Origin of the sequence: Richelia intracellularis HH01, from assembly GCF_000350105.1 — a bacterium.
In the GTDB taxonomy this organism is placed as follows: Bacteria; Cyanobacteriota; Cyanobacteriia; order Cyanobacteriales; family Nostocaceae; genus Richelia; species Richelia intracellularis.
In genome coordinates this window covers 23,638-30,922 of sequence record NZ_CAIY01000025.1, presented here as the reverse complement: position 1 = coordinate 30,922, position 7,285 = coordinate 23,638, and the positions used below count along the sequence as shown (strand labels likewise).

General features: G+C 34.1%; 6 protein-coding genes. 1 reads left to right on the top strand and 5 read right to left on the bottom strand.

Annotation, left to right across the window (positions count from 1 at the left end; all coding sequences use genetic code 11):
• Window positions 1–556: 556 nt before the first annotated feature.
• Complete coding sequence (locus RINTHH_RS01830; RefSeq protein WP_231291141.1) at window positions 557–1,984, top strand: BCD family MFS transporter; 1,428 nt, start codon at window positions 557–559, stop codon at window positions 1,982–1,984.
• Window positions 1,985–2,764: 780 nt separating this feature from the next.
• Here RINTHH_RS01830 and rplI read toward each other — a convergent pair.
• The 5 genes from rplI to nuoH form a co-directional block, all read right to left on the bottom strand.
• Window positions 2,765–3,223 (bottom strand): 50S ribosomal protein L9, encoded by a 459-nt coding sequence (gene rplI / locus RINTHH_RS01825; RefSeq protein WP_008232220.1) that lies wholly within the window; start codon window positions 3,221–3,223, stop codon window positions 2,765–2,767.
• Window positions 3,224–4,180: 957 nt separating this feature from the next.
• Complete coding sequence (gene nuoK, locus RINTHH_RS01820; RefSeq protein ID WP_008232218.1) at window positions 4,181–4,486, bottom strand: NADH-quinone oxidoreductase subunit NuoK; 306 nt, start codon at window positions 4,484–4,486, stop codon at window positions 4,181–4,183.
• A 182-nt stretch (window positions 4,487–4,668) separates the two neighbouring features.
• Window positions 4,669–5,277, bottom strand: coding sequence for an NADH-quinone oxidoreductase subunit J (locus tag RINTHH_RS01815; RefSeq protein WP_008232217.1), 609 nt, complete (start codon window positions 5,275–5,277; stop codon window positions 4,669–4,671).
• Window positions 5,278–5,367: 90 nt separating this feature from the next.
• Entirely contained in the window at window positions 5,368–5,949 is a 582-nt protein-coding gene (gene ndhI, locus RINTHH_RS01810) for an NAD(P)H-quinone oxidoreductase subunit I (RefSeq protein ID WP_008232216.1), read from the bottom strand.
• 92 nt (window positions 5,950–6,041) lie between these two features.
• Complete coding sequence (gene nuoH / locus RINTHH_RS01805) at window positions 6,042–7,160, bottom strand: NADH-quinone oxidoreductase subunit NuoH (protein WP_008232215.1); 1,119 nt, start codon at window positions 7,158–7,160, stop codon at window positions 6,042–6,044.
• Between the last annotated feature and the right edge of the window lie 125 nt (window positions 7,161–7,285).

The following is a 7,285-nucleotide window of genomic DNA, read 5'->3' as shown; positions in this document are numbered from 1 at the left end:
AAGTAGAGGCGAATAATAAAAGCCTTAATTTATATCTAAAATACATCTATTGTTTAATATAAAAATATAGAAAATTATTATATATTTAAAGGGAAAATATTGATATATAATAAGATCATAATTATGAATTATATGATTTTCAAGGAACCTAACACCTGGCTTTACAAATTAATTAATTTATATTTTATAAATACAAAAAACATAAATTAGATCATGCTTTTACTATTAAACTATCAAAGTATTTTTCAATACTTAACAAATTAGAATTGTTAAGTATCACTCATGATTATCGGATTGCAGAACTCATTTTTTTTGATTCATGAAATATTAGTATTTTTTATATAGCCATAATTTATTAACCTAAATATTAGAGATTTGTTTGTATCTTTATACAATCCACATAATTATAAAATAGATAGTATAATTTATATTTCTAATAACTTTGTGAACAACATTTTCGGATTTAGAGGTAAAATCAACAGAGATTCCTTATATTAAGTAATATATAATGGCTATTAACAATTCCCAAAATTTTTCTGAAAGAATTGTCCACTCAATGCCTAAAATTAATTTACCTACTATATTTCGCTTAGGTTTGTTTAATGTAGGTTTGGGTGTAATGGCTGTTCTCACCCTAGCAGTAATTAACCGTATTATGATTAGTGAACTAGCAATTCCTGCATCAATTACTGCTGGAATTCTAGCAATGTCACAAATAGTTGCCCCAATAAAAGTTTGGATTGGTCAACTGTCTGACTCAAAACCTCTATTCAAATTGTACCGTACAGGTTATATACGTTTAGGATCAATTCTTTCTGCAATAGTAATTATTGCCACATTACAAATTGTATGGCAATTAGGATTTTCAGTAATAAATTCTGGTGGTTGGCAATGGGGATTAGAGACTATAACCCTATCAGCTATTTTGGGGTTGTTTTTTATGATTTATGGAATATCATTAAGTACCAGCTCTACACCTTTTACTGCACTTTTAGTTGATATTTCCGATGAAGATAACCGCTCCAAGATAGTCTCGATTATCTGGTCAATGTTAATGATAGGTATTATTATTGGCGGAGTGATAGGAAAAGCACTGCTAGATAATCTCCACCTGAGTAATGAAAACATTATTGACTCTAAAATAGTAAACACAATACCTATTGAAGTTTTACAGGAGCAAATTAATTTACTATTTTTTGTTGTTCCCTTAATTGTTGTAGTTCTCACAATTATTGCTACTTGGAAAGTAGAAAAAAAATATTCCCGTTATGAAATTCGTTCGATATTTGCTAATAAATCAGAAGGCATTACTATCAATCAGGCTTTAAAAGTACTGACAGCCAGTCGTCAAACGGGGATCTTTTTCCTTTTTGTGATGGTGTTAAACATAAGCCTATTTATGCAGGAAGCAATTTTGGAACCCTATGGGGGTGAAATTTTTAAAATGTCTATAGGTGAGACTACTTTACTTAATTCTTATTGGGGTATAGGTATTTTGATTGGCTATGGAATCACAGGATTTAAGATTATTCCAAAAATTGGTAAAAAGGCAACGGCAAAACTAGGTTGTTTTCTAGTTGCAATTTGCTTTATTTTTATAATCCTAGCAGGATTGACTCAACAGCAAAATATACTCAAATTAGCTTTAATCTTTTTTGGTTTTGCCACAGGTGTTACTACTATTAGCTCTATTAGTTTAATGTTAGATTTAACAGCAGCGGAAACAGCTGGTACATTTATTGGTACATGGTCACTTGCCCAGGCATTATCTCGTGCCCTTGCAACTATTAGTGGTGGAATTATTTTAGATTTAGGTAAATTTTTATTTAAAGTTCCTACTTTGGCGTATGGCTTAGTATTTTCCATACAAGCTATTGGTATGATAATCTCTGTTGCAATTCTGAAATACCTTAACACAGAAGAGTTTAAGAGTAACACTGAGAAAGCAATTATCCAAGTTATGGAGGGGGATTTGGATGGATAATAAATAACTATACAATAAACTTGTATAGTTTCAGGGGGAGTAATCACTAGAATAACTTTCCTGGTTACTCTTGAAGAGAACTTAGAAATCCCCAATTTTATTCCAGGATGGTAAATTTCTGTATCCTTTTTTTATTGATTTAACAACTAATATGAAAGCTATCTTTCATTGACTCTTGGATCCAATATAAGTTTTTCCCAAGAAGTTATTATCATTGTAAGCTTTTACGAGGTGAAATAATCTCAATTATAAAATCAGGACTCAATTTAAAGTTTTTTCTTTGCCCTCCAATAAAGGCTTGCTAAAGGTAAATGTACTACCCAAGAAATATTAGGATTATATTTATCACTACTAGGTAAAATCAAAGTAGATAGGCATAAACAAGTTGATGTTTTAATTTATAAAATAAAATACAACGAGTGATTACCAGAAAAGTAATTCGAATTTGTCCTCTCTCCTTTCTGTTCAAAAAACTATCCTTATTTGTTACAAATTAGGTTTTCCCTGATATTTTTGATAGAATTAATTTTTAATTAGTTTGTTCCTAAAATTGCAGCTCAGCATAATTGTTGTTATTAAATCATATACTATTTTTATTTACCAATTTGATGGTGTATTTTAACACCCATAATCAAGCATGACCCCGACTTATAAATGAATAAAACCCTTGGATTTGATTCATTATTTCTGATATAAACAGAGATTGATATATGGGTAGAAATAATTCCAGTGTGTGGTTTTGAACTAATCTATGGTCATCAATGGTAAACAGTAAATTGTTTAGTTAGCTACAACTTCGATAGCAAATTTTGCCTTTACTTCTGAATGTAATTTGATCTCAGCTTCATAAATTCCTAAACTACTAATATCAGGGATAGTAATATCTCTTTTATCTACTTCTAGACCAATAATAGTATGGATTACATGTGCTACGTCTTGGGTGGTAACAGTACCAAAAATTGCATTTGCTTCACCAGCTTGTTTAGCAATTTTAAATATATCAGCATTTTCCAAAGTTGCTTTTTGTTCTAGCGCCTGTTGCTCTAATGCCAACTGACGTTGTCGTTCCTGTTCGCATCGGCGTTCCATTTGTTTCAGAATACCAGGAGTCGCAGGAACTGCTAAATTATTGGGAATTAGATAATTACGAGCATAACCTGGAGTAACTTCTACTAAGTCACCAAACTTTCCAAGTTTGTTAATATCCTTATTTAAGACCAACTGTATGTGTTTTTTCATAATTGCTTTGTATTTTTGGGCTGTTTCTAGCTATATCCTGAGTGTTTGGAGTCTACAATCTAAGGCTTAAAGATTCGGGCGAAATATATAAAAGGAAATCAAAATCACTTTTGTTCCCAATATTTAAAGGAATATTCTATGTATTCAAGAAATATAGATTTAACATTATTCTCTGACTTCTGAATATTCATGTTGGAGAACTAAAGCTCCTGGGGTAATAGTAACAAAAACATCATACTTGGTAAAGTTTATGGTCACTATCATATGTGTGTGTCGATGTATATAATTGCTTATTCCTTTAGGCTAGTACTAGCAATATCACTTTTTCTAACCTTTTCCCAAAATCAATACTTTTCTCCAATCAAATATCTGCAAATACTTTATCACTGGTCAAGACCGTTAGTTAGATACAATTAAACTATCACCTACATACTTGTTCACTTATTCACCATCCATTTCCAATATAGGAAGTAATCATACAGTCAACAGGAACAATTTTGACACATATTTCATTTAAAACCAGGTGTTTTTAAGTGCCTGGCTCCAAAAATAGATTTTGCTACTTAATATAGTTAAGCTTTAAGCATCAGCGTTGAATTGCAATCAGGCTTCAGGGAATCTATCCCAAACTCTCTCTATATTTTTGGGTACTTCCATCATCGATTACATTAAAACCCTCAGATGACTGCCTAAATTTTCTCCCAAAACAGGTTTACTGTCTGGGTCAAAGTGTCTGAAAGTATTTAAATCAATATAACCTCCAAGGGACAAATTCATGTCAATGGGACACCTAGAAGAAACTAAAAAGATCAGATAGTAATTATATTTTGTTCTACTAGATCCCATTAACACTTCACATTAATATTCTTCTAATTATGTATTATTAGCTTTTACCCGGCACTTGTGTTGATAATTTGTTCTCTTATTAGTGAAATCACTTACTTTAATTCATAAGCATCACCATTTAAGGAGTTTGAACTGCTCCATATCAACAGTATCACGGTTACGATAAATTGCCAGAATAATCGCTAGACCTACAGCTGCCTCAGCTGCTGCTACAGTAATTACAAATACTGTAAATACTTGACCTCTAATTTCTATAGGGTCTAGGTAATTGGAAAATGCAATTAGATTTAAGTTAACAGCATTTAGTAGTAACTCAATTGACATTAGTACTCGCACTGCATTACGACTAACAATTAGGCCATAAATACCAATGCAAAACAAAGCTGCTGCTAGTAATAAAAAGTATTCAAGTTGCATACAATATTTTCCTTCCTACAAAACAACTGCTTAAGTGATAATAGATTACATAGTCAAACTACTCCGAGATTACTGAGAAATTCAACAGAGGAAATAATAAACAGCAAAATCGCCCTCAATTCAACCCTGTAACTTTTTCAAATATAGGAGCTATCAAATTCTCTTTGGATAAAAACAATAAATTACAAGTTTTCTTCCTGGATTGGTGAAATTAACTCCCTGGTACGCTCTGGCAGTTTGAGAGCTTTAGATGTAGATGAAGTAGGAGTTCCAATATCCGGTATATACTCACGGCGAGCAAGTATAATTGCCCCCACCATTGACATTAATAACAGTACAGAGGCCAGCTCAAAAGGCAACAAAAAATCGCTGAATAAATACTTACCAATTAAGGTAATGGTATTACTTGATGGGGTAGCAGATGAATAAGGCCAAGGGGTAGTTAACGCCATGGTGCTTAACAATATAAATAATCCCATACAAACGAGTACTGTGAAGGTTCTGCGTATCCAGGTAGAAGGCAAAGGCTTAAATTCTTGCTGTTTATTAACCAGCATAATTGCAAATAGAATTAGGACATTAATTGCACCTACATAAATTAGTACCTGGGCTGATGCAACAAAATCAGCATTAAGCAACAGGTATATTCCTGCTATACTAATAAATACTCCACCTAGTAAAAATGCAGAATGGACGATATTATAATTTAGAACTACCCCCAACGCTGCTCCAATCATCATAAATGCCAAGATGACAAATGAAGCCGATTGTACTCCTTCAGCTAAATCCACTTGTTTGCTCCTTTATGCTCCTTTATTATTTCTATTAGCCGTGTCTTTACAAGAGTTCTTCAGTGTAATTAAATAGTCGTTGACAATTGGTTATTTTTCATGTTTTACAAGATTTTCCGGATGATTCCCAGCACGAGGAGCATCAGAAGGTAGATCATGGGGATCCATAACGCCCTCAGGTAGGTACGCCAACTCACGTAACGGAGTAACCATGGGGTCATTTGTTACCTTGTAGGGTAGACGCCCGAGGGCTACACTATCATAGTTAAGTTCATGACGGCCATAAGCTGCAAGTTCGTAATCTTCTGTCATTGACAAGCAATTTGTAGGACAATACTCCACGCAGTTACCACAAAATATGCAAACCCCAAAATCAATACTGTAGTGCTTAAGCTTCTTCTTTTTACTGGTCTTATCAAACTCCCAATCTACCACAGGTAAGTTGATAGGGCAAACGCGCACACAAACTTCACAAGCAATACATTTATCAAACTCATAGTGGATTCTGCCCCGGAACCTTTCACTAGGAATTAGCTTTTCATAAGGGTACTGAACAGTAACTGGACGACGCCGCATGTGGTCAAAGGTTACAGACAAACCCTGGCCAATATAGCGTCCTGCTTCTACTGCTTCTTTAGTGTAATTAGCAACTTGCTTAAGGAACTTTAACATGGTTATATATCTCTCTTATAAATTTTAGACTGGCGATTTCAGATTTTAGATTTTAGGATGAATTCTAAAATCTAAAATTTTTTATAGTTCTGTCATCCACCAAAGGCGAAGGGAAGAGATAACTTAAAAGCTGCGGTTAACAGTAAATTGACCAACCCTACTGGTAGCAAAAATTTCCACCCTAAATTAAGCAGCTGGTCAATACGCACACGAGGTACTGTCCAACGTAATAAGATGGCAAGGAAAATGAGTAAATAAGCCTTGAAAATAGTCATAGTAATACCCAAAGAGGCTGTTACCACTTCCAAAATAGAGCTATTGATACTAACCCCTATTTTATTAGTAATAAAGTCCAGAGGAATGGGAAAGTCCCAACCACCCAAGTATAAGACAGATACCAGGAGTGCAGAAAGTACTAAGTTGACATAGGCACTTAAATAGAATAGGGCAAATTTCATACCTGAATATTCAGTTTGATAGCCTGCTACGATTTCCTCTTCTGCTTCAGGTAAGTCAAAAGGCATACGCTCACATTCTGCAAGAGCCGCAATCCAAAAGATAATAAAACCAACTGGCTGCCGCCAAATATTCCAACCAAGAATGCCATGACCAGATTGCTGATTGACTATGTCAATAGTGCTGAGACTATTAGACATCATTGCAATAGCCAATACCGCTAATGCCAAAGGAATTTCATAACTGATAGATTGTGCAGCTGCTCTCAAACCACCTAGTAAAGAGTATTTGTTGTTTGAGGCATAACCAGCCATTAACAAACCAATAGGTTGAATACTAGATAGAGCTATCCATAAAAAGACCCCCATTCCCACATCAGTAATAACCAAATTCTGTCCAAAGGGCACAATTAGATAAGAAAGAAATACTGGCAGGGTAACAATAATTGGGCCAAGGGTAAATAAAAAGGCATCTGATTTTGCTGGAACAATATCTTCTTTAAATACCAGCTTAATACCATCTGCAACAGGAGCTAATAATCCCAAAGAGCCCATATATTCAGGACCAATCCGTTGTTGTGCAGCAGCAGAAATTTTCCGTTCTAGCCATACACAAGTTAATACCCCTACTGTAGCACCAATCACCATGAGAATCATTGGCAACGGCATCCAGACAGCTTTAGCCATGCCTGGTGGAACTCCAAAACTAACCAGGGATTTAACAAATGTTCCTTGCAGATCAATTCCTGGATTCATATTCTCCCATTTTTTGAGGTAAACATCTGGCCGTAATGATGAAGTTAATGTTGATTCTATTATCCATCAACAATCATAAGAAGTTGTTACTAGAATTCTAGGAACTGAAGATAGAGTATAAGCAC

What these genes read in the sequence shown, in the direction of transcription:
- RINTHH_RS01830 (WP_231291141.1), top strand. Translation starts at nt 557, where the DNA reads ATGCCTAAAATTAATTTACCTACTATATTTCGCTTAGGTTTGTTTAAT.
- rplI (WP_008232220.1), bottom strand. Translation starts at nt 3,223, where the DNA reads ATGAAAAAACACATACAGTTGGTCTTAAATAAGGATATTAACAAACTT.
- nuoK (WP_008232218.1), bottom strand. Translation starts at nt 4,486, where the DNA reads ATGCAACTTGAATACTTTTTATTACTAGCAGCAGCTTTGTTTTGCATT.
- ndhI (WP_008232216.1), bottom strand. Translation starts at nt 5,949, where the DNA reads ATGTTAAAGTTCCTTAAGCAAGTTGCTAATTACACTAAAGAAGCAGTA.
- nuoH (WP_008232215.1), bottom strand. Translation starts at nt 7,160, where the DNA reads ATGAATCCAGGAATTGATCTGCAAGGAACATTTGTTAAATCCCTGGTT.